The following is a 19,517-nucleotide window of genomic DNA, read 5'->3' as shown; positions in this document are numbered from 1 at the left end:
TTCTTCCCCGGAAAGCCGGTAATCAAAAAAAAATGCGCCGTACACCCCCCCTTTTTTGCACCCCCGGTGTATTTACCCTAAAGCTGATCTTTTGAATCAACCTGAAACATATATACGCGAGCTGCTGGCCAAACCGCGCTGGACAGATGAAGAATGCCGCTGGTTGCTCCATTACCTGGAGCATACGCCCGGCGCCGAGTTGAAGGCCTACATGCTGGAGCGGTTCAGGCAACAGGGATTTGAAATACCCGCCCCGGAGCTGTCAGCTTCCATATTGTCTCGCATTCATGACCGCATACAACCACCCGCCCGCCAAACGCCGGTGATACCCATGTTCCGCCGCTGGCGGGGCATAGCCGCCGCAGCCATAGTGGTGGGCCTGGCCGCGGCCGCGGCTGTTTTCCTGTTGCGCCCCGGCCGGCAGCAACCGGCGGCGGACCACATGGCCGCCCTCCCGCCGCAAGATGTTGCGCCCGGTGGCAACAAAGCCCGCCTGGTGCTGGGCAACGGCCGGTCTGTATTATTAGACCAGGCTGCAGACGGTCCTATTGCGGCCGGCAACGGAGAGCAGGTACACAAACAGGACGCGGAGCTGATATATGGCCCGGGCGGCAGCGGCAACAATATGCTCATTACCCCCAACGGCGGGCAGTACCGCGTACAACTGGCAGACGGCACGCGGGTATGGCTCAACGCGGCCAGCTCCCTGCAGTACCCGGCTGCTTTCAACAGCAGCGAGCGCACGGTAACGCTGACCGGCGAAGCCTATTTTGAAGTAGCACAAGACGCCGCCCGCCCGTTTTTTGTAAAAGTGAACGGCATGACGGTGCAGGTGCTGGGCACCAGCTTCAACATCAACGCTTATTCAGAAGAACAGCTTTTCACCACCACCCTGCTGCAGGGCGCTGTACGCGTAGTGGCCGGCCACCAGCGCATGACGCTGGCGCCGGGTGAGCAGACCACGCTGGAGCAGCGCTCCGGCCTGCTGCAACGCTCCTCCGGGGATGTGGAGAACGCGGTGGCCTGGAAGAACGGCATCTTCACTTTCAAAAATGATGAGCTGGCCGCCGTAATGCGGGACATCAGCCGCTGGTACGATGTGGAAGTTGCCTACAGCGAAGGGCTCAATGATAAAATTCACGTATCCGGCGCCATGCGCAGGCAGGAATCCCTGCAGCAGGCCTTGAAAATACTGGAACTAACAGCAGACCTGCATTTCGAAGTGCAGGGAAGAAAAGTAACTGTCAGCAAAAAATAAACATTATCACAGACGCAACATCAGCTAACCCGGCAGGCGCCTGCCGGAACGGCTATGCCTATGTGTAAAAAATCAAACTGAATTATAAAACCGGCTCAATCTATGAAACGATCATTATGCAACCAACGCAGCTTCCGCCCGCTTGCCGGGAGGCCTTTTAAAACATTGCTGCTGTTGATGCTGGTGGCGGGCCTGCAACTCACCGCCGCCGCCAAAGGTCAAAGCAAACGCCTGAACGTGGAGGTCAGCAACGCCAGCCTGGAAACAGTGTTCCGCATTGTACGCCAGCAAAGCAACTACCTCTTTATTTTCAAAGACGAAAACCTGGCGGCAGCCGCTTCCAAAATTACCCTGCGCCTCAAGGATGCTACTATTGAGCAGGTGATGGACCGCTGCCTGGAAGGCTCGCCGCTCACGTACCAGATCGTAGACAATACCGTTATTCTCGTCCGGCGCGGTGAAGCGCCTGAAACCCCGCAGCAGCAGGCCGTTAAACTGACCGGCTCCGTGAAGGACGCGGATAACGGGGACCCGTTGCCCGGCGTAACCGTGAGCGTGAAGGGCACTACGCTCGGCACCACTACAGACGGCAACGGCCTGTTTGTGCTGAACAACGTAACGTTGCCCGCCACGCTGGTGTTCTCCTACATCGGGTTTTCCACGCAGGCCGTTGAAGCAGGCGGGCGGAGGGAGTTCAACATACAGTTGAAACGCGAGAGCCAGGATATGCAGCAGGTGGTGGTAGTAGGGTACGGCACGCAGAAAAAAACAGAACTGACCGGCGCTATTAGCACCTTCCGGCCGGATGACCTGAATGCCCGCCCCGTACTGGGCCCTGACCAGTTGTTGCAGGGCCGCGTGGCGGGGGTAAACGTATCTTCCGCGTCAGGCATGCCCGGCAGCGCTATGCGTGTGAGCGTGCGCGGCATCGGTTCTCTCAGCGCCAGCAATGAGCCGCTGTACGTGGTAGACGGGGTGCCCATCATCCCGCACGATGCGGCCATGACCAACTTTGGTACCAAAATGAACCCGCTTTCGCAGCTCAACCCCGGAGATATCGCGTCCGTGGAAGTATTGAAAGACGCCGCTTCCGCCGCCATTTACGGCTCACGGGCCACCAACGGCGTTATTCTCATCACTACCAAAAGCGGCCGCAAAGGCGGCGGGCAGCTTACCGTGAACGCTTTCACCGGCGTGTCTGAAGTGCCCAATCTCCACAAGATGGAAATGGCGGATTCAAAGCTGTACCTCGAAGTGGTGAACGAAGGCATAGACAACTATAACAAACAGTACGGCTACATGCCCGGCAACAGCAAGTTCATCCCGGGCATAGACCATCCGTACCCGGGCCTCCCGGATACCGACTGGATGGACCTGGTGCTGCGCAAAGGCTGGACGCAGAATGTAGACCTTTCCGTATCCGGCGGCAACGACAAAACTACCTATTACATTTCCGGCGGTTTCCTGAACCAGCAGGGCACCGTGATCTACAACGACCTGAAAAAGTACACCGGCCGCATCAACCTCACCAGCGAACCTTTGAGCTGGCTGCGCACCGGTGTAAACCTCAGCTTCAGCTATTCGGACAACAACCGCGTGCCCGGCTCCAACCTGGGCTCTACCGTAATGGGCAGAAGCCTGCCGCAACGCCCGTTTGACAGGCCTTACAAGCCCAACGGCGATTATTATGTGGGTGGCACGGCAGACCTGGTGTACCACAACCCCATCCAGATATTGAAAGAGGAAGTGGCCAACCTGAAGAATTACCGCATGCTGGGCAACGCCTTCGCGGAGTTGAAGTTCACGAAAGACCTCACCTTTAAAACTTCCTTCGGGTCAGACATCGGCTATACGCATGATTATATCTACTACAACCAGAAGCACCCCTACGGCACCGGCAACGGCCGCATTGTAGACGAGCGCAGGCTGCTCACCAACCTGCTGCTGGAAAACACGCTCACCTACTCCCGCACCTTCGGGGAACTGAAGCTGGACCTGCTGGGCGGCCATTCCTTTCAACGCATGACGGTGTCTGACAATGGCATAGACGGCAACGGTTTCCCCGCGCCCTCCTTTGATGTGCTGGCCGCCGCATCCGTGATCAACAACGCTTCTACCAACCTGTACGGCAACGCTATGGAATCCTATTTCGGCCGCGCCAACTTTGCCTGGAAAAGCAAATACCTGCTGGGCATGTCTATCCGTACAGACGGTTCTTCCCGCTTTTCGCCAGACAACCGGTACGGTTACTTCCCTTCCATATCAGCCGGCTGGCAGGTATCCCGCGAGGCTTTCTGGAGCATGCCGGAAACAGACCTGAAGCTGCGCGCCAGCTACGGTTCTACCGGTAACCAGGAAGGGGTGAGCAACTACGCCTATCAATCCCTCACCGGCGGCGGTTATAACTATGACGGCAAAAGCGGCATTGCCATTACGGGTTTTGGCAACAACCTGCTCACGTGGGAAAAGGCCAACCAGTTTGACGCCGGTGTGGAACTGGGCCTGCTCCGTGGCGCCCTTAATGTTACGGTAGACTATTTTCGCAAGAACACTACCAACCTGCTGTACAACATGCCTATTCAGGGCACATCCGGCTTCACCAGCATTACCAGCAACATCGGCTCCATGCTGAACCACGGCCTGGAAGCCTCCGTGAGCACCAACTTCAATTTTGGTGAACTGAACTGGAAGTCTGACTTCAATATTTCTTTCATCAAGAACCGCGTTACCTCCCTGATCGGCAACAATGATGTGCTGTCTATTGGAGACAACCGTGCCCTGCAGGTGGGTTACGACATTGGCAGCATATGGGTATACAGGATGACGGGCATTTTCCAGGATGACAAGGAAGTGCCTGAGCCGCTGCAAAAGATCGGCGTGCGCGCCGGCGACGTGCGGTATGAAGATGTGAACGGCGATGGCAATATTGATATCAACGACCGCCAGATAGTAGGCAGCTCCAACCCGGCTTTCTACGGCGGATGGAATAACACGTTCCGCTATAAGAACTTCGATCTGTCGGTTTTCCTGAACTACACCTACGGCCAGGAAGTATATGCTACTTCCCGCATCACCATTGAAAGGCTGGGCCAGAACGCCGTGAACTTCGTGAAAAGGGTGGCGGAAAACCGGTGGACGGGGCCGGGAACCAGCAATACCGTGCCGCGCGCCATCTACAATCATGCCTACAACCTGTACAATTCCAGCCGCTGGATGGAAGACGGCTCTTTCCTCCGGCTACGTACCGTATCGCTGGGGTATGAATTGCCGGCCTCCTGGCTGTCAAGGGCCAGGATCAGGCGCCTGAGAGTATACCTGCAGGCGGATAACCTGTGGCTGCTCACCAATTACTCCGGCCTTGATCCCGAGGTAAGCTCGGACATGGACCCCCGTTATATGGGGCAAGACAACCTGGTGCTGCCGCAGCCGCGCTCTTTCAACCTGGGCATTAACCTGAATTTCTAACTGATGCAAAATATTCTCATGAAACGGATCATATTACCGGCGTTGTTCACAGGCCTGTGCCTGTTTACTTCCTGCAGCAAGATGCTCGATGTAAAATCACACTCCGCCGTGGCCACCAATACCTTGTCTGCCGCTGACGTGGAAGCCTTTCTGGTGGGTATCTACAACCGTGTGCAAAATGCGCCCGGCGCGGAGTCTTATATTTCTTTCGATGTAGTGGGCGGCAACCTCATTAATGCCGGCGCCACCAGTGACGGTGGGCTGAACACTTTTATCAGCAACGTGCTGCGCCCCGAGAACGGCCTCATGTCTTCCGCCTGGAACGGGTATTATTCCGCGCTTTACCAGGTGAACAACCTGCTGGAAGCGGTGGAAGGGTTGCCTGTAACACAACGTAACACAGAAATATCAGGCATTGCCCATTTCTTCCGCGCGTACCTCTATTACAACCTGGCAAGCCGCTGGGGTGGTGTGCCGGTGCTGGAAAAAAACACCCAGGAAAAAGTGAAGCGCAATACGGAACAGGAAGTATGGGCTTTCATTGAAAAAGAATTGCAGCTGGCCATTGACGGCGCGCCCGCCTATGCCGCGGGGCAATACTACCAGGTGTCTTCCATAGCCGCCAAGGCATTGATGGCCCGCGTGAAGCTGGCACAAAATAAGAAGGCCGACGCCGCTGCCCTGGCGGAAGAAGTGATCGGCAGCGGCCTCTTCAAGCTGGATGCCTTTGAGAAGATCTTCAGGGCCACTGCCAATAAAGAGGAGATATTTTCTTTCAAGAACCTCACCATTGAATCGTCTGTGCGTGTAAGCACCCTGTTCTATACATACGCGCACCCGGTGAAAGGCAGCTACGTATACCGGCCTACGCAGGAGGTGATGGACATGTTCTCTGCAACAGACAAACGCACCGCTATATCGATAGATACCTACCAGGGCCTGCGCGTGATCAACAAATACCCCAGCGGCCAGTCCGGCACAGATCCGCAGGTCATCATCCGGCTGGCGGAAATGTACCTCGTTAGCGCGGAAGCACAGGGCCTGGCCGGTTTGCACCGCCTTAACGAGCTGCGTGCTGAAAGGGGGCTGGCGGCCATTGCGCCCGCTGATGAAGATGCTTACCTGGACGCTGTGCTGCTGGAAAGAAGAAAGGAATTTCTGGGAGAAGGTTACCGCTGGTTTGACCTGGTACGCACCGGTAAAACGGCGGAGCTGGGCCTTGCCTCCAGGGAAGTAAAGTACCCTATCCCCATGAACGAGCTGGCGCTGAACAACCTGCTTGAACAGAACGAGGACTATTAACACTATCAATCAAAAAAAGATATGAACAAGCTGAAACTTGTACCCGCACTTATACTGCTGTGTTTTGCGGCGGCCAGTTGCAAAAAAGACTCACAGGCGCAGGCGCCGCATACCGTGATACAAAGCCCGCTTACCCAGCGTATAGCAGACAGCACAGGCCTGGTGGCCCAGGTGTTTTCAGACACGGTGTTCCAGGTGGCCGAGGGCATCCGGGAAACCGATGTGCACTACCTCAGCAAAACAGGCTATGCCATGCACATGTTTATACTGGAAATAGACGTTACCAATCCCAAGCTGAAGCTGGAAGCCGCCACGCCCTATAACGTAGACGCCTATGCCATGCAAACCGTGCCGGATATGGCCAGGTACCTGCAGGCCGCTGAAGGCCGCGTGCTGGCAGGTGTAAACGCGGATTTCTTCAATACCACCACCGGCGAGCCGCGCGGCATTCTCATCCGCAATGGCAAGGTGCTCAAAACCACCTGGGCCAATGCCCGCAGCGCCACTTTCATGGGCGTGCGCAAAAACGGGGAACTGTTCATCGGCAACCGGGAAGATTTTGACGCCATGAAAGATGACTTTGAGGATGCGCTGGGCGGCGGCCCCATGCTGGTGGAAAACAATGCAGTGCTCACGCAAACAGATCTTTCCATAGAGCCGCGCACCGGCGTGGGCCTGAGCAATGACGGCAAGCTGTATTTTATGGTGGTGGACGGCCGCAGTTTTTATTATTCGAACGGTGTTACCATTACAGACCTGGGGCATATGCTGAAAGCATGCGGCGCAACCAAAGCCATTAACGTGGACGGCGGCGGTTCTTCCACTTTTATGATCAAACATCCGCTGGCTGAAGTATGGCAGGTGCGCAACCGCCCGTCTGACGGTACCAACCGGGCCGTAGGCAACGCCTGGATGATCGTTTCCAAACCTTAAAAATCCCTTTCGCTATGCAAAGAATGATACAATGCTGCCTGGCGTTACTGCTAACGGTCATGCTGGCATGTAATAAAGATAAAACGCCCGCCGCCGCACCCGGCCCGGTGATCAGCACGGTATGGCCGCTGGAAGGAACTGCATCTACCATTGTGACCATACGCGGCAAACACTTCAGCGGCGTACGTACGGACAATACGGTGAAGTTCAATGGAACGGATGCTATTGTAATTGAGGCTGCCGAAGGGCAGCTGCAGGTGGTGAGCCCTAAAGCAGGCGCTACCGGCGCCATCACGGTGGCGGTGCGCAATGTGGAGATAACCGGCCCCGTGTTTACCTACACAGCGCCGCCGGAAGAATACACAGTAAAGGTATTTGCAGGCGATGTAAATGCAGGTTCGATAGACGGCCCTGTGGCCGCTGCGCGGCTGAAAAGCCCTGAAGGCGTAACAATGGACGCCGCCGGCAACCTCATCATTACAGACCGCGGCAATAACCGCATCCGAAAGATATCCGCGGCGGGCATCATGAGCACGGTGGCAGGCGCAGACGCCGCCGGTTTTGTAAATGGCGCGGCGGCCGCTGCAAGGTTCAGGCTGCCGTGGAAATCCGCGGCAGATGCCGCGGGCAATATTTTTGTGGCAGACCGTGATAACCACTGCATCCGCAAAATAACGCCGGATGGTACGGTGAGCACCTTTGCCGGCAAGGGTACCGCGGGTTTTGCGGACGGTGATAGAACCACCGCCATGTTTAACCAGCCGCTGGACGTAACGGTAGACGCTGCCGGCAATATATATGTGGCAGACAACCTGAACCACCGCATCCGGAAAATAACGCCAGACGGTACGGTGAGCACCCTGGCAGGGGATGGTACCGCCGCGTATGCAGACGGCACGGGTACTGCCGCCAAACTGAAAAACCCCAGCGGCCTTTCACTGGACGCGGCGGGTAACCTGGTGGTGGCAGACCGGCTCAATCACCGTATCCGCAAGGTGACCATGGCCGGAGAGGTAACCACCCTGGCGGGAGACGGCACGTCCGGATACAAAGACGGGGATGCGGCGGCCGCGAGGTTCGCAGATCCTTACGGCATTACGGTAGACGGCAGCGGCAACATACTGGTGGCCGATCTGAACAATCACAAAGTGCGTAAGCTGGCTGGCGGTACCGTAAGCACGGTAGCGGGCACGGGTAAAGGTTTCCTGGACGGGCCTGGCACCTCCGCACAGCTCAGCCAGCCTACAGATATATGTACAGATGCCGCAGGCAATATTTTTGTGGCAGACCTGGGTAATAACTGCATCCGGAAAATATCGCTGATGAAGTAAAAAAGGTGTTGAGCAAGGAAGATGATGCGCTGTAAACCGGCGCATCATTTTTTTATAGGAAAGTGCGGCTTGTTCCGCCATTCTGCCGGAAGTGAGGCAGGGCGGTTGCAGATAGGTAGTTCACTTTTTGTACATATGTAAAACATTGATGCAAATGGTGTGCCTTTTTCGGACCAGCGCAGTAACAAGGCGATAAGAAGGCGACTAGAAGGCGATAAGCCCGGGGGGCCAAGCCCATAGCAAGGCGACTAGAAGGCGATAAGAAGGTAGCCGCCTGTTTCTATGACAAATTTAAGCCATCATTATAGTTATGATTATCAATACTATATAATGCCGATTGGCTTTTTCACGCGTTACCCCAGCTTTCTGCTTGATCCCCTTTTTCTGAAAGTCGCTGCAGTAATGTGCAGCAGGCCGGGCACAAAAAAAGGCCTTGCAAACTGCAAGGCCTTTTGTGGGAGTTGACGGGGTCGAACCGCCGACCCTCTGCTTGTAAGGCAGATGCTCTGAACCAACTGAGCTAAACTCCCGGTAATTTCAAGTTTTTTGATCTTTTCCGACCACAGTTTCCGGGCTGTGTGGAAAATGATGTGGGAGTTGACGGGGTCGAACCGCCGACCCTCTGCTTGTAAGGCAGATGCTCTGAACCAACTGAGCTAAACTCCCGATATTCGTTTTTTTAGTGTTGTCTAACGCTTTTCGTTTGACGGGATTGCAAAGGTAAAAACTTATTTCATTCTGCCAAATAATTTTTAAAAACTTTGGTCAGAAAGCCCGGCAGCGGGGCGTCTTGACCAACCCGCCCGCAGTGCCTTCCGTTCAGTTCTTACCGCAAATCCCACTCCACAATGTTATTTTCCCACTCCTTGCGGAAAGGCGTTGATATCCTGATGTAATTGTCTGTATATCCTTCCATCATCCCGTCTTTTTGCATGCCCTCAAACAGCACTTTCCGGCGCTGGCCGGCATGCTGCTCCGTGAAATACTGCATTTTTTTATGGCTGAGGTTGCGCAGGGCCTTGTTCCGCTCATGCCGGACGTTCACCGGCACTACCGGTTGTATATCAAGGGCATGGGTATTGGCCCTTTCGGAATACGTGAAAACGTGCAGGTATGAAATATCCAGTTCGTGCAGGAAATTATAAGTGTCCATGAAATGCGCGTCAGACTCGGAGGGGAAACCCACAATTACGTCTACGCCAATGCAGCAGTGAGGCATGAACTGTTTGATGAGGCCTATCTTTTCCGCGTACAGCTCCCGGCGGTACCGGCGCCGCATCAGGCCTAGTATCTCGTTGCTGCCGCTTTGCAGGGGAATGTGGAAGTGCGGCATAAACTTTTTGCTGCCCGCCACAAATTCAATGATCTCGTTGCTGAGCAAGTTCGGCTCTATGGAAGAAATGCGGTAGCGCTCAATGCCATCCACCTCATCCAGCGCCTGTACCAGCTCGTAAAAAGACTCCTCGCGCTTTTTGCCGCCTTCGTAGCCCTTGCCGAAGTCTCCCAGGTTTACGCCCGTCAGCACTATTTCCTTTACCCCGCCGGCGGCCAGCATCTGCGCATGGCCTATTACGTTGGCCACACTGTCGCTACGGCTGATGCCGCGGGCCATGGGGATGGTGCAGAAGGAGCAGTTGTAGTCACAGCCATCCTGCACTTTCAGGAAGGTGCGGGTACGGTCGTTCACCGAGTAAGAGGAATGGAAGGTGTTCACTTCTTCAATGTCACAGGAGCAGATCCTGGCGCTGTCTCCTTTGGCCAGCTCCCGGATGTGGTCTGCAATGTTGAATTTCTCCGCCGCCCCCAGTACCAGGTCTACCCCTGGTATGTCAGCAATTTCTTTCGGCTTCAGCTGGGCATAACAACCCGTGATCACCACCAGGCTTTCCGGCGAGCGGCGCTGTATGCGGCGCACCAGTTGCCGGCACTCCTTGTCCGCATTGTCTGTTACGGAACAGGTGTTGATCACATAAACGTCTGCCAGGTCGTCAAAGTCCTTTTTGACAAACCCGTCCTTTTCCAGCAACCTGCTGATGGTAGAGGTCTCTGAAAAGTTCAGCTTACAGCCGAGCGTATGGAATGCTACTGATTTTTCCCGGGTCATAAGAGGGGCAAAGGTACGATATTGCACTATAATTCTGTATCTTTCGGCTTTTTATGCACGTGCTACTGAAATGTTGCCAGGCGCTGTACAGTGCGTACGCCCTGATCGTATGGCTGGCTATCATGTTCCTGATATTGCCCCCTATTGTACTGGTATCTTTCCTGGGCAAGGTGAGGGGCGGGAACATTGTGTTCTATTTCCTTCGTTTCTGGGCGCATGTATGGTTCCCCGCCGTGGGCATTTTTGTGAAAAAGACCTGGAAAACCCCCAGGACCAATGAACCCTGCATTTACCTGGCCAACCACTCCTCCTACCTGGACGCGGCCCTGGCCGTAAAGGTAATGCCGCTGCCTTTCCGCCCCCTGGGTAAAAGTGAACTGTCCCGCATTCCTCTCTTTGGCCTCATTTACAGCCGCTCCGTAGTACCGGTAGACCGTGCCACGGCAAAAGGGCGGGCGCAAAGCATGCGGGATATGTTATATATGATAGGTAAAAATGTATCTCTGCTGATATTTCCCGAAGGTACCACCAACGAAACGGAGCAGCCCCTGCTGCCCTTTCACAGCGGCGCCTTCAGGATCGCCATTGAAACGCAGACCCCCATCAGGCCGGTGCTTTATGTAGACAATCATGACCGCCTTGCCAAGATCAAATTCCTTTCCCTGAACCCCGGCCCGTGCCGCGTGGTGTTTCTGCCGGTAGTACCGGTGCAGGGGCTGACCATGGAGGATGTGCCGCAACTGAAAAAGCAGGTGCGCCACATGATGGAAGAAGAGCTGCGCAAGTACCGCAATTACCCCGCTTTACAGGCTATATGAAGTATGCTGATGTCATATTACCGCTGGCACTGCCCAGGAATTATACGTATGCCGTGCCCCCTGAAATGGAAGCCTCCATTCAGCCAGGCAGCCGCGTGGCCGTACCCCTGGGCCGCCAGAAAAAGTACACCGGCATTGTAAAGGCGGTGCATGAACAGGCGCCCGCCGCTTACAAGACCAAGCCCATTATGGACATGATGGACAAGGAGCCTGTGGTATACCCCGCGCAACTGGCTTTCTGGGAATGGATGGCGCAGTATTACATGTGTAACGAGGGGGATGTGCTCAACGCCGCCCTGCCGGCGCACCTCAAGCTCTCCAGCGAGACCGTGCTGCTGTACAACGATGCTTTTGGCGACGATTTTACCATGCTGGACGAACATGAGTACCTGGTGGCGGAAGCGCTGCACATCCGGAAGGAGCTGCGGATAGGGGAGGTGCAGATGGTGCTTGACCGGTCAGACGTTTACTCGGTCATCAAAAAACTGATAGAAAAAAAAGTATGTCTCGTATACGAGGAACTGAAAGAAGCATACAAGGAAAAAACGGAAAACTTCATCCTGCTCAACCCGGCTTACGACAGCGATGCATCCTTTGCCCCGCTGTTTGACGAGCTGGCCCGCGCACCCAAACAACTGGAGCTGCTGCTGGCTTACCTGCATTTCATCAAAACGCAGGGAGAAGTAGTGCAAAGCGAACTCCTGAAAAAGTCAGGCGCTTCTTCCGCACAATTGAAGGCGCTGGTAGACAAGAACATCCTGCAAATAGACAAACGCATTGTAGGCCGCGTGCGGATGGGCAAGGTAGAAGTGCAATTGAACTTCGACCTAAGCCCTGTACAGGAAAAGGCGCTGGCCGCCATCAGGGCCTGTTTTACCGAAAAGCAGGTGACCCTCCTGCATGGCGTTACATCTAGCGGGAAAACGGAGATCTATGTAAAGCTCATAGAAGAATACCTGGCCACCGGCAAACAGGTGCTGTACCTGCTGCCGGAAATAGCCCTTACCGCGCAGATCATCCGCCGCCTGCAAAAACACTTCGGCGGCCAGATCGGTATTTATCATTCCCGCTTTTCCAACAACGAGCGGGTGGAGATATGGAACAAGGTAAAGAGCGGGGAGATCAGGATACTGCTGGGCGCCCGCTCCAGCCTGTTGCTGCCCTTCCGGGACCTGGCCCTAATTATCCTGGATGAGGAGCATGACGCTTCCTTCAAGCAGCAAGACCCCGCGCCCCGTTACCACGCGCGGGACGCGGCCATTTACTACGCCGGCCTGTTCAAGGCCAAGGTGTTGCTGGGCTCGGCTACACCGTCTCTCGAGTCTTACTACAACGCGTTACAGGGTAAATACGCCCTGGTAGAGCTGCAGGAGCGATATGGGGGCATTGCCATGCCGGCCATCGAAATTGTAGACCTGAAAAAAGAAACGGCGCTGAAAGAAATGGTGCATAACTTTTCTTCCGTGCTGCGGCAAAATATTCACCAGTCGCTGCAATCCGGCAAGCAGGTGATCCTCTTTCAGAACCGCCGCGGTTACGCGCCTTTTCTGCTGTGTACTACCTGCGGCTGGATACCCAACTGCAAGCAGTGCGATGTGTCCCTCACCTACCACAAGCACCAGGACAAGCTCCATTGCCATTACTGCGGTACCCGCTACCCATACATTTACACCTGCGCCGCCTGCGGCAGCCAAACGCTGGTACCTAAAAATTTCGGTACGGAAAAAATAGAGGAAGACCTGCAGGAGCTGTTCCCCGAAGCCCGCATTGCCCGTATGGACATGGACGCCATCCGCAGCAAAGACAGTCATAACAAAATGATACAATTGCTGGAAGACGGGGAAATAGACATCCTGGTAGGCACGCAAATGGTGGTAAAGGGCCTCGATTTCCAGCGCGTGAACCTGGTGGGTATTTTGAGTGCGGACAGCCTGCTGAGTTACCCAGACTTCCGGGTGAACGAGCGCGCCTTTCAACTGATGGAACAGGTCAGCGGCCGTTCCGGCAGGAGAGACGGGCAGGGGAAAGTGATCATCCAGGCCAGCAACACCCGCCACCCCGTGCTGGAATTTGTTACGCAACACAACTACAAAGCGATGTACGCGGCGGAAATAGCCGAGCGGGAACAGTTTGCCTACCCGCCGTTTTCCCGCATCATCAAGATCACCATCCGTCATAAAAAACAACCAACGGTCAACGAGGCGGCGCTGGTATTGAGCAACTGGCTCCGGCCCCACCTGGGCGCGCAACTGGTAGGCCCCGCCGCACCGCTGGTAAGCAAGGTGAGAGATTTTTACCTGCAGGAAATGCTGATCAAGCTGCCGCGAGACAGCCGGCGTATTGCCCAGGTAAAAACAATGCTGAGAGAATTTTTTAGCCAGCTGACCATTGAAAAACAATTCCGTTCCGTAGTGATCACGCCGGATGTAGACGGGGTGTGACGCCGGAGTTATCCGTTTGCAGCGCTGACTAGCGCCGTTGATGTGTGATCCGCCTAGTCTGCAAAACCCTCAATCACCGACACTCCTTTCTCCCCGGTTTTTGCATGCGCTATCATGGCAGCCGCCACAGTTTCCGCTTTTACAGGCTTGTATTTGCGCAGCCGCCCTTTCATGAAGAAGTTGAAGGCCGGCATCAGCACCTGCGCTACCTGCTCGCCGAAGCGCACTTCCTTGCGGTTGCCCAGCAGCAGGGAGGGGCGGTAGATGAACAGGGAAGGGAAGCCCATTTGTATCAGCGCATCTTCCGTTTGCCCTTTGGTACGGAGGTAGAAGTTGGAAGAACGGGCATTGGCGCCTACAGCCGAAACAAGGTGGTATTGCGAAACGCCATTTTGCAGCGCTATGCGGCCGGTGTTGACCGGTATGCCGAAATCTACCGCCGCAAAAACCGCCTGGCTGCCCGCGGTTTTAATGGTGGTGCCAATGCAGCAAAACAGCACATCGCCCTGCAGGGCCTTTTCCAGCGCGCCGGTATCTTCGAAAGACACTACCGCGTTTTCCAGCCGGGGATGTTCCAGCAGCAGGGGCTTGCGGACGATGGCCCGCACGCGGTCAAAAGTTCCGTCTTGCAGCAGCGCCTGCACCAGCAGGTTCCCGATAAGACCGGAAGCGCCCGTAACAATTGCTGTTTTTGGCATTTTATAGTTGACTATATTTGTTCCGGTAATAAAGATAGGATATTTGAACACTACGCTATGAAGGTAACCGAAAATGTTTCACTAAGACCATACAATACTTTCAGCCTCGACGCTACGGCCCGTTATTTCACCACTTTCCATTCCATGGCCGCGCTGCAGGAAATACTGCAAGACCCGCGCTGGCAACAGGTACCCAAAATGATACTGGGCGGCGGCAGCAACGTGCTGTTCACGCAGAACTTTGACGGCCTGGTGCTGAAAAACGAGATCAAAGGCATCAATAAAGTGGGGGAAGACGAAGATCATGTATACGTAAAGGCCGGCGCGGGGGAGAACTGGCACCAGTTTGTGATGCACTGCATTGAGCAGGACCTCGGCGGCCTGGAAAACCTGTCCCTGATACCCGGCAACGTAGGCGCCAGCCCCATGCAGAACATCGGCGCCTACGGCGTGGAAATAAAAGATACCTTCTACGAACTGGAAGCCCTGGAAACAGCCAGTCAGCAACCGGTGCATTTCAACAACGCCGCCTGCGAGTTCGGTTACCGCGAAAGCGTGTTCAAACGGCAGTACAAAAACCAGTTCGTGATCCTCCACGTTACCTACCGCCTGCTCAAAAAACCGGCTATCAATACCAGCTATGGCGCTATAGAGCAGGAACTGGAGAGAATGGGCATATCCCACCCCACTATCCGCGACGTGAGCCAGGCGGTGATCAACATCCGCTCTTCCAAACTGCCCAACCCCGCTGAAATAGGCAATGCCGGCAGTTTCTTCAAAAACCCCGAGATCAGCGCTGAAAAATATGAACAATTAAAAGCCGCGTTCCCCGGTATTGTGGCTTATCCCTTGCCCGGCAACCGTTACAAGCTGGCAGCCGGCTGGCTGATAGAACAATGCGGCTGGAAAGGTTTCCGCGAGGGGGATGCGGGCGTACACGGCCGGCAGGCGCTGGTGCTGGTAAACTACGGCCATGCAAATGGGGCGGACATTTATGCACTGTCTACCAGGGTGCTGGACAGTGTGCGGGAGAAGTTCGGGGTAGCGCTGGAGCGGGAGGTGAATGTGGTGTGAAAAGCCTGCCCCGGGCATCAAAAAAGTCAACCAGATAACCATTCAAAATAAACAATATCTTAAACCAAACGTGACTAAAACTCATGAAGTATTGCTTATACATGGATGAAAGTGGAAATCATGGATTGACACATATTGACGAGAGCTTTCCGGTATTTTTACTTTGCGGCGTACTAATTCGGGAAGAAGATTATCAACTTGTCAGAAATAGCATCAACGCCGTGAAGCAGGCTTTCTGGAACAATACACATGTGATATTTCATTCCCGGGATATCCGGAAATGCGAAAAAGAATTTACTGTGCTGTTTGACCTTGACAAAAAGCGCAGATTTTATGAAAATATCAATGACATTGTACGGGACAATAACTACATCGTCTTTGCGTCAGCAATAAGAAAAGACAAATATATCAATAGATTTGGCCGGCTTGGTAATGATGTGTATGAAATTGCTTTGTCGTTTATTATTGAACGCACCATTTTTTTTCTGGACGATATTAAAGACGATCAGAAGGAGCTACAGATCATTATTGAAAAGAGAGGGCCAAAAGAGGACAGGCAACTGCATGAGCATTTTCAGAGACTATTAGCCAGAGGTACTTCCTATATCTCCCCTGACCGGCTTCAACGGTATAAACTTTCAATTGTATTCAAAAGCAAAAGGGAAAATATTAACGGGCTGCAGCTGGCTGATTTGGTGGCTTATCCAATTGCCAGACATGTAATAGAAGAGAACCGGCCGAATCCTTCATTTGATATTATCCGTGAAAAGATCTATGCCAAGAAAGGAAAGTTGTACGGTCTTAAAATATATCCATAAAGTATAAAGCCAGACTTACGCCTGGCTTTATACCGATCGGGGACACCCCAGTCCAAAAATTTGACGGCAAACTGCCTTGAATATTCTGATACAAAGATACGTTTTTTCTTGGTAACAAACATAATTTATGCGCTTTCCGGGAATTCTATCTTCTCATATGCGCCACAATCTTGTCAGCATGCTCCCTTGAATTTTCAATGAACCACACATGCGTATTCATCCCCCCGCATACCACGCCCGCCAGGTAAATGCCCGGCAGGTTGGTTTCCATGGTTTCGGGGTTGTAGGAGGGGGCCCGTACAGCGTCAGCAGACAGGGTGATGCCTGTTTTTTCAAGGAAGTTGAAATCAGGCTGATAGCCGGTAGCGGCAATTACAAAATCATTGGGAATGGTGATAGGGCCTTCGGGGGTATTGATGTCTACCTCCGTGTCACGTATGGCGGTGAGGTGTGAATGAAACCAGGCCTTGATGCTGCCTTCCTTGATGCGGTTCTCGATATCAGGTTTTACCCAGTATTTCACGCGGCGGCCTATTTCTCCTTCCCGTATTACCATGGTGACTTCAGCGCCTTTGCGGTAGGTTTCCAGCGCGGCATCCACGGAGGAGTTATTGGCCCCTACTACCAGTACTTTCTGCGTAGCATAATAATGCGGGTCTTTGTAATAGTGGGTTACCTTGGCCAGGTCTTCGCCGGGAATATTGAGCAGGTTGGGAATGTCGTAAAAACCGGTGGCAACGATGATGTAGCGGGTATGATAAATTTCCTTGCCGGTAATGACCGTATAACCATTGTCATCAGGCCGAATATTTTCCACCTTTTCAAACAGGTTGATGCGGATGTTTTGGGAAGACGCTACCCGTCTGTAATACTCCAGCGCTTCGGGCCGCGTGGGTTTGGCATTGTTGGAAACAAAGGGTACGCCGCCTATTTCCAGCCGCTCGCTGGTGGAGAAAAAGGTCATATTGATGGGGTAGCGGTAAAGGGAGTTGACAAGGCAACCTTTTTCTACTACCAGGTAATTGATGCCCGCCTTTTGTGCCGCCAAAGCGCATGCCATTCCAATAGGGCCTCCGCCTACAATGAGTAATTCCACTTGTTTTGCCATGCGCTAAAATTAAACCAATTTTTCCAACCGGTTGAGCAGGGCCTGCATCCACACATTGTTGTCCGCGGCAAAGCGGACGCCGGCGCGGATCTCATTGGCCGTTTGCACATAGGCGGCGGGTTGCAGCTCATGCCGTAGGTGCTGCAGCATGTTTTCCATGGCGGCGGGCGTTACCTCAAAATGGAATTGCAGGCCGTATACCCTGTCCCCGATGCGGTAAGCCTGGTTTTTGCAGGCGGGCGTTTCAGCCAGGTGTACCGCGCCTTCCGGCAGGTCAAATGTATCTCCATGCCAATGGAACACGGTAGCGCTGGAAGGGGCCAGGTCTTCATGGAACTGTACAGGAAACCAGCCGATTTCCTTTTCACGGTTGGGATACACTTTGGCGCCCAGGGCTGCCGCAATCAGTTGCGCTCCCAGGCAAATGCCCAGCACGGGCTTGCCGGCCGCAATAGCGCCGCGTATCAGTTCTTTTTCAGGCGCCAGCCAGGCGTATTGGTCTTCTTCATAAACGCCCATTGGGCCTCCCATTACGATCAGCATGTCTGCCTCTACGGCGGCAGGCGGGGCAGGGTTGTTGTACCAGCAGGTAGCGCTAAGGGTATGACCGCGTGCGGTGGCCCAGTCTTCAATGCAGGCCAGGCCTTCAAATGGAGCGTGCTGGAAATAGTGGATATGCATTAGTTAGTGGGTGTTTTGTCCTCGTCAATTACCCTCACTTCCTCATCCGGAAACAGCACATCCATCTCCGCTGTTACATCCGGCGGCAGGGTTTTATTCGTTTTGGCATCCAGGTGGCGGATGTTCTCAAACCGCCCTATGATGGTATCTCCTTTCCGTTTACCATCTTTCAGCTTGTTCATGGCCTCATCGTAAGCACGCCCCGCCTGCCTGAGCTGGTGCCCCAGGCTTTGCATCTCTTCCAGGAAGAGGGCAAACTTGTCGTACAGCAAGCCGCATTGCCGGAAGATCTCTTCCACGTTCCTGGCGCGGTTTTCATGCTGCCAGAGCAGCCGCACTATTTTGAAAGTGGCTACCATGGTGGAAGGGGTAATCAGCACGATCTTTTTCTGCAGGGCGCGGTTGAAGATGTCCGGGTTTTCATTCAGCGCCAGTGTGAGGGCTGATTCGAAGTGCATGAACAGGAACACGAAGTCTGGTGTATGGAGGCCGGTGAGTGAATGATAGTTGCGGGCGGCCAGTCCATCAATATGTTCGCTGATGTTTTTGACCAGTTGGCGGAGGTGGCCCTTTTTTTCTTCAGGGGTTGCGGCATTGAAATAAGCCACGTAGGCGTTCAGGGATACCTTGCTGTCTATTACCAGGTGTTTCCCGTCCGGCAGCCTCAGGATGAAGTCAGGGCGGCGGTTGATGTCTGTCTCCGCATCGCGGTACACGGCCTCGCGGGTGTAGTCTATATACTGCTGCAGGCCTTCGGCTTCCAGTATAAGGCGCAGGCGGTCTTCGCCCCAGTTGCCCTGTACTTTTACGTCAGACTTCAGGGCGCCGGCCAGGTGGCGGGCGTCTTCGCTCAACTGCAGGTTGAGCCGTTGCAGGGACTCAATTTCTTTTTTCAGGGAAGTAATGTCTTGTATATCTTCCTTGCGGGTATCTTCAATGGTTTTTTTGAACTGGCCGATGTCTGATTTCAGTGGCGCCAGTATGTGGTCCATGGCGGTTTTATTGGTGTCAACAAAATCGCGGCTTTTTTCTTTCAGGATGTCTGCGGCCATGTTCCGGAACTCTTCCCGGTTGGCGTCATGTATCTTTTTCAGCTCCTGGCCCAGCAGACCGCTTTCTGTGCTGGCGGCAGAGAGGCGGCTGCTCAGGCTGATGATCTCGCGGGTTTGGGCGGCTATTTCCTTTTCTCTTTCTCCCAGGGTGTACAGCATGTTATCGTACATATCGCGCAGCACATATTCATCCTGCACCTGCTGTTTGGTGAAGCGCTTTGCCAGTTCAGCTTCCAGCGCCTGCGTTTTTTGTTCTGCTTCCCGGAGGCGCGTATTGAGGTATTGACGGAGGAAGAGATAGCTGGCCAGGCCGCCGGCAAGCAGCCCGATGATCAGTGCGGATAGGAGGTCCCAACTCATATCTTTCAAAGTTAAATAAAAAACGGTCCGGGCGTACACCCGGACCGCGTTACAAACATATCTCCAAAGTTGAA

14 protein-coding genes and 2 tRNA genes are annotated in these 19,517 nt (G+C 54.1%); 9 read left to right on the top strand and 7 right to left on the bottom strand.

Annotation, left to right across the window (positions count from 1 at the left end; all coding sequences use genetic code 11):
* Positions 1–91: 91 nt before the first annotated feature.
* From D3A97_RS01835 to D3A97_RS01815, 5 genes are all read left to right on the top strand, one after another.
* Complete coding sequence (locus tag D3A97_RS01835) at positions 92–1,258, top strand: FecR family protein (protein ID WP_119076096.1); 1,167 nt, start codon at positions 92–94, stop codon at positions 1,256–1,258.
* A 102-nt stretch (positions 1,259–1,360) separates the two neighbouring features.
* Positions 1,361–4,723, top strand: coding sequence for a TonB-dependent receptor (locus D3A97_RS01830; protein WP_198673820.1), 3,363 nt, complete (start codon positions 1,361–1,363; stop codon positions 4,721–4,723).
* 18 nt (positions 4,724–4,741) lie between these two features.
* Positions 4,742–6,025, top strand: a complete 1,284-nt coding sequence (locus tag D3A97_RS01825; RefSeq protein WP_119078377.1) for a RagB/SusD family nutrient uptake outer membrane protein — start codon at positions 4,742–4,744, stop codon at positions 6,023–6,025.
* Positions 6,026–6,046: 21 nt separating this feature from the next.
* Positions 6,047–6,958, top strand: coding sequence for a phosphodiester glycosidase family protein (locus D3A97_RS01820; protein WP_119076094.1), 912 nt, complete (start codon positions 6,047–6,049; stop codon positions 6,956–6,958).
* 14 nt (positions 6,959–6,972) lie between these two features.
* On the top strand, positions 6,973–8,289 hold the full coding sequence (locus D3A97_RS01815) for an IPT/TIG domain-containing protein (protein WP_119076092.1): 1,317 nt from the start codon (positions 6,973–6,975) through the stop codon (positions 8,287–8,289).
* Positions 8,290–8,744: 455 nt separating this feature from the next.
* Here the strand turns inward: D3A97_RS01815 and D3A97_RS01810 are convergent.
* The 3 genes from D3A97_RS01810 to mtaB form a co-directional block, all read right to left on the bottom strand.
* Positions 8,745–8,819, bottom strand: a tRNA-Val gene (locus D3A97_RS01810).
* A 61-nt stretch (positions 8,820–8,880) separates the two neighbouring features.
* A tRNA-Val gene (locus D3A97_RS01805) sits at positions 8,881–8,955 on the bottom strand.
* 160 nt (positions 8,956–9,115) lie between these two features.
* Positions 9,116–10,393, bottom strand: coding sequence for a tRNA (N(6)-L-threonylcarbamoyladenosine(37)-C(2))-methylthiotransferase MtaB (mtaB, locus tag D3A97_RS01800; protein ID WP_119076090.1), 1,278 nt, complete (start codon positions 10,391–10,393; stop codon positions 9,116–9,118).
* Between the two features lie 53 nt (positions 10,394–10,446).
* Here mtaB and D3A97_RS01795 point away from each other — a divergent pair, with 53 nt between their 5' ends.
* On the top strand, positions 10,447–11,211 hold the full coding sequence (locus tag D3A97_RS01795) for a lysophospholipid acyltransferase family protein (RefSeq protein WP_119076088.1): 765 nt from the start codon (positions 10,447–10,449) through the stop codon (positions 11,209–11,211).
* Positions 11,208–13,652, top strand: a complete 2,445-nt coding sequence (gene priA, locus D3A97_RS01790; protein ID WP_119076086.1) for a replication restart helicase PriA — start codon at positions 11,208–11,210, stop codon at positions 13,650–13,652. The genes D3A97_RS01795 and priA overlap by 4 nt, the downstream gene beginning before the upstream one ends.
* 53 nt (positions 13,653–13,705) lie before the next feature.
* Here the strand turns inward: priA and D3A97_RS01785 are convergent, their stop codons facing one another.
* Positions 13,706–14,350 carry an NAD(P)H-binding protein gene (locus tag D3A97_RS01785; RefSeq protein WP_157986302.1) on the bottom strand — a complete coding sequence of 215 codons (645 nt, stop codon included), beginning with the start codon at positions 14,348–14,350 and terminating at the stop codon, positions 13,706–13,708.
* Positions 14,351–14,407: 57 nt separating this feature from the next.
* Here D3A97_RS01785 and murB point away from each other — a divergent pair, with 57 nt between their 5' ends.
* Both murB and D3A97_RS01775 read left to right on the top strand, forming a co-directional pair.
* On the top strand, positions 14,408–15,424 hold the full coding sequence (murB, locus tag D3A97_RS01780; protein ID WP_119076082.1) for a UDP-N-acetylmuramate dehydrogenase: 1,017 nt from the start codon (positions 14,408–14,410) through the stop codon (positions 15,422–15,424).
* Between the two features lie 83 nt (positions 15,425–15,507).
* Positions 15,508–16,242 carry a DUF3800 domain-containing protein gene (locus tag D3A97_RS01775; RefSeq protein WP_119076080.1) on the top strand — a complete coding sequence of 245 codons (735 nt, stop codon included), beginning with the start codon at positions 15,508–15,510 and terminating at the stop codon, positions 16,240–16,242.
* Between the two features lie 145 nt (positions 16,243–16,387).
* On the opposite strand, the gene D3A97_RS01770 is transcribed toward D3A97_RS01775, so the two are convergent.
* From D3A97_RS01770 to rmuC, 3 genes are read right to left on the bottom strand one after another with little or no spacing between them, the layout of a single operon-like run.
* Positions 16,388–17,350 (bottom strand): YpdA family putative bacillithiol disulfide reductase, encoded by a 963-nt coding sequence (locus D3A97_RS01770; protein WP_119076078.1) that lies wholly within the window; start codon positions 17,348–17,350, stop codon positions 16,388–16,390.
* Between the two features lie 9 nt (positions 17,351–17,359).
* On the bottom strand, positions 17,360–18,031 hold the full coding sequence (locus tag D3A97_RS01765) for a type 1 glutamine amidotransferase (protein ID WP_119076076.1): 672 nt from the start codon (positions 18,029–18,031) through the stop codon (positions 17,360–17,362).
* Complete coding sequence (rmuC, locus tag D3A97_RS01760) at positions 18,031–19,443, bottom strand: DNA recombination protein RmuC (RefSeq protein WP_119076074.1); 1,413 nt, start codon at positions 19,441–19,443, stop codon at positions 18,031–18,033. The genes D3A97_RS01765 and rmuC overlap by 1 nt, the downstream gene beginning before the upstream one ends.
* Between the last annotated feature and the right edge of the window lie 74 nt (positions 19,444–19,517).

Origin of the sequence: Chitinophaga alhagiae (genome assembly GCF_003568665.1) — a bacterium.
Classification (GTDB): domain Bacteria; phylum Bacteroidota; class Bacteroidia; order Chitinophagales; family Chitinophagaceae; genus Chitinophaga; species Chitinophaga alhagiae.
Note: the sequence above shows the minus strand (reverse complement) of the source record. Positions and strands in the feature narration are given on the sequence as shown.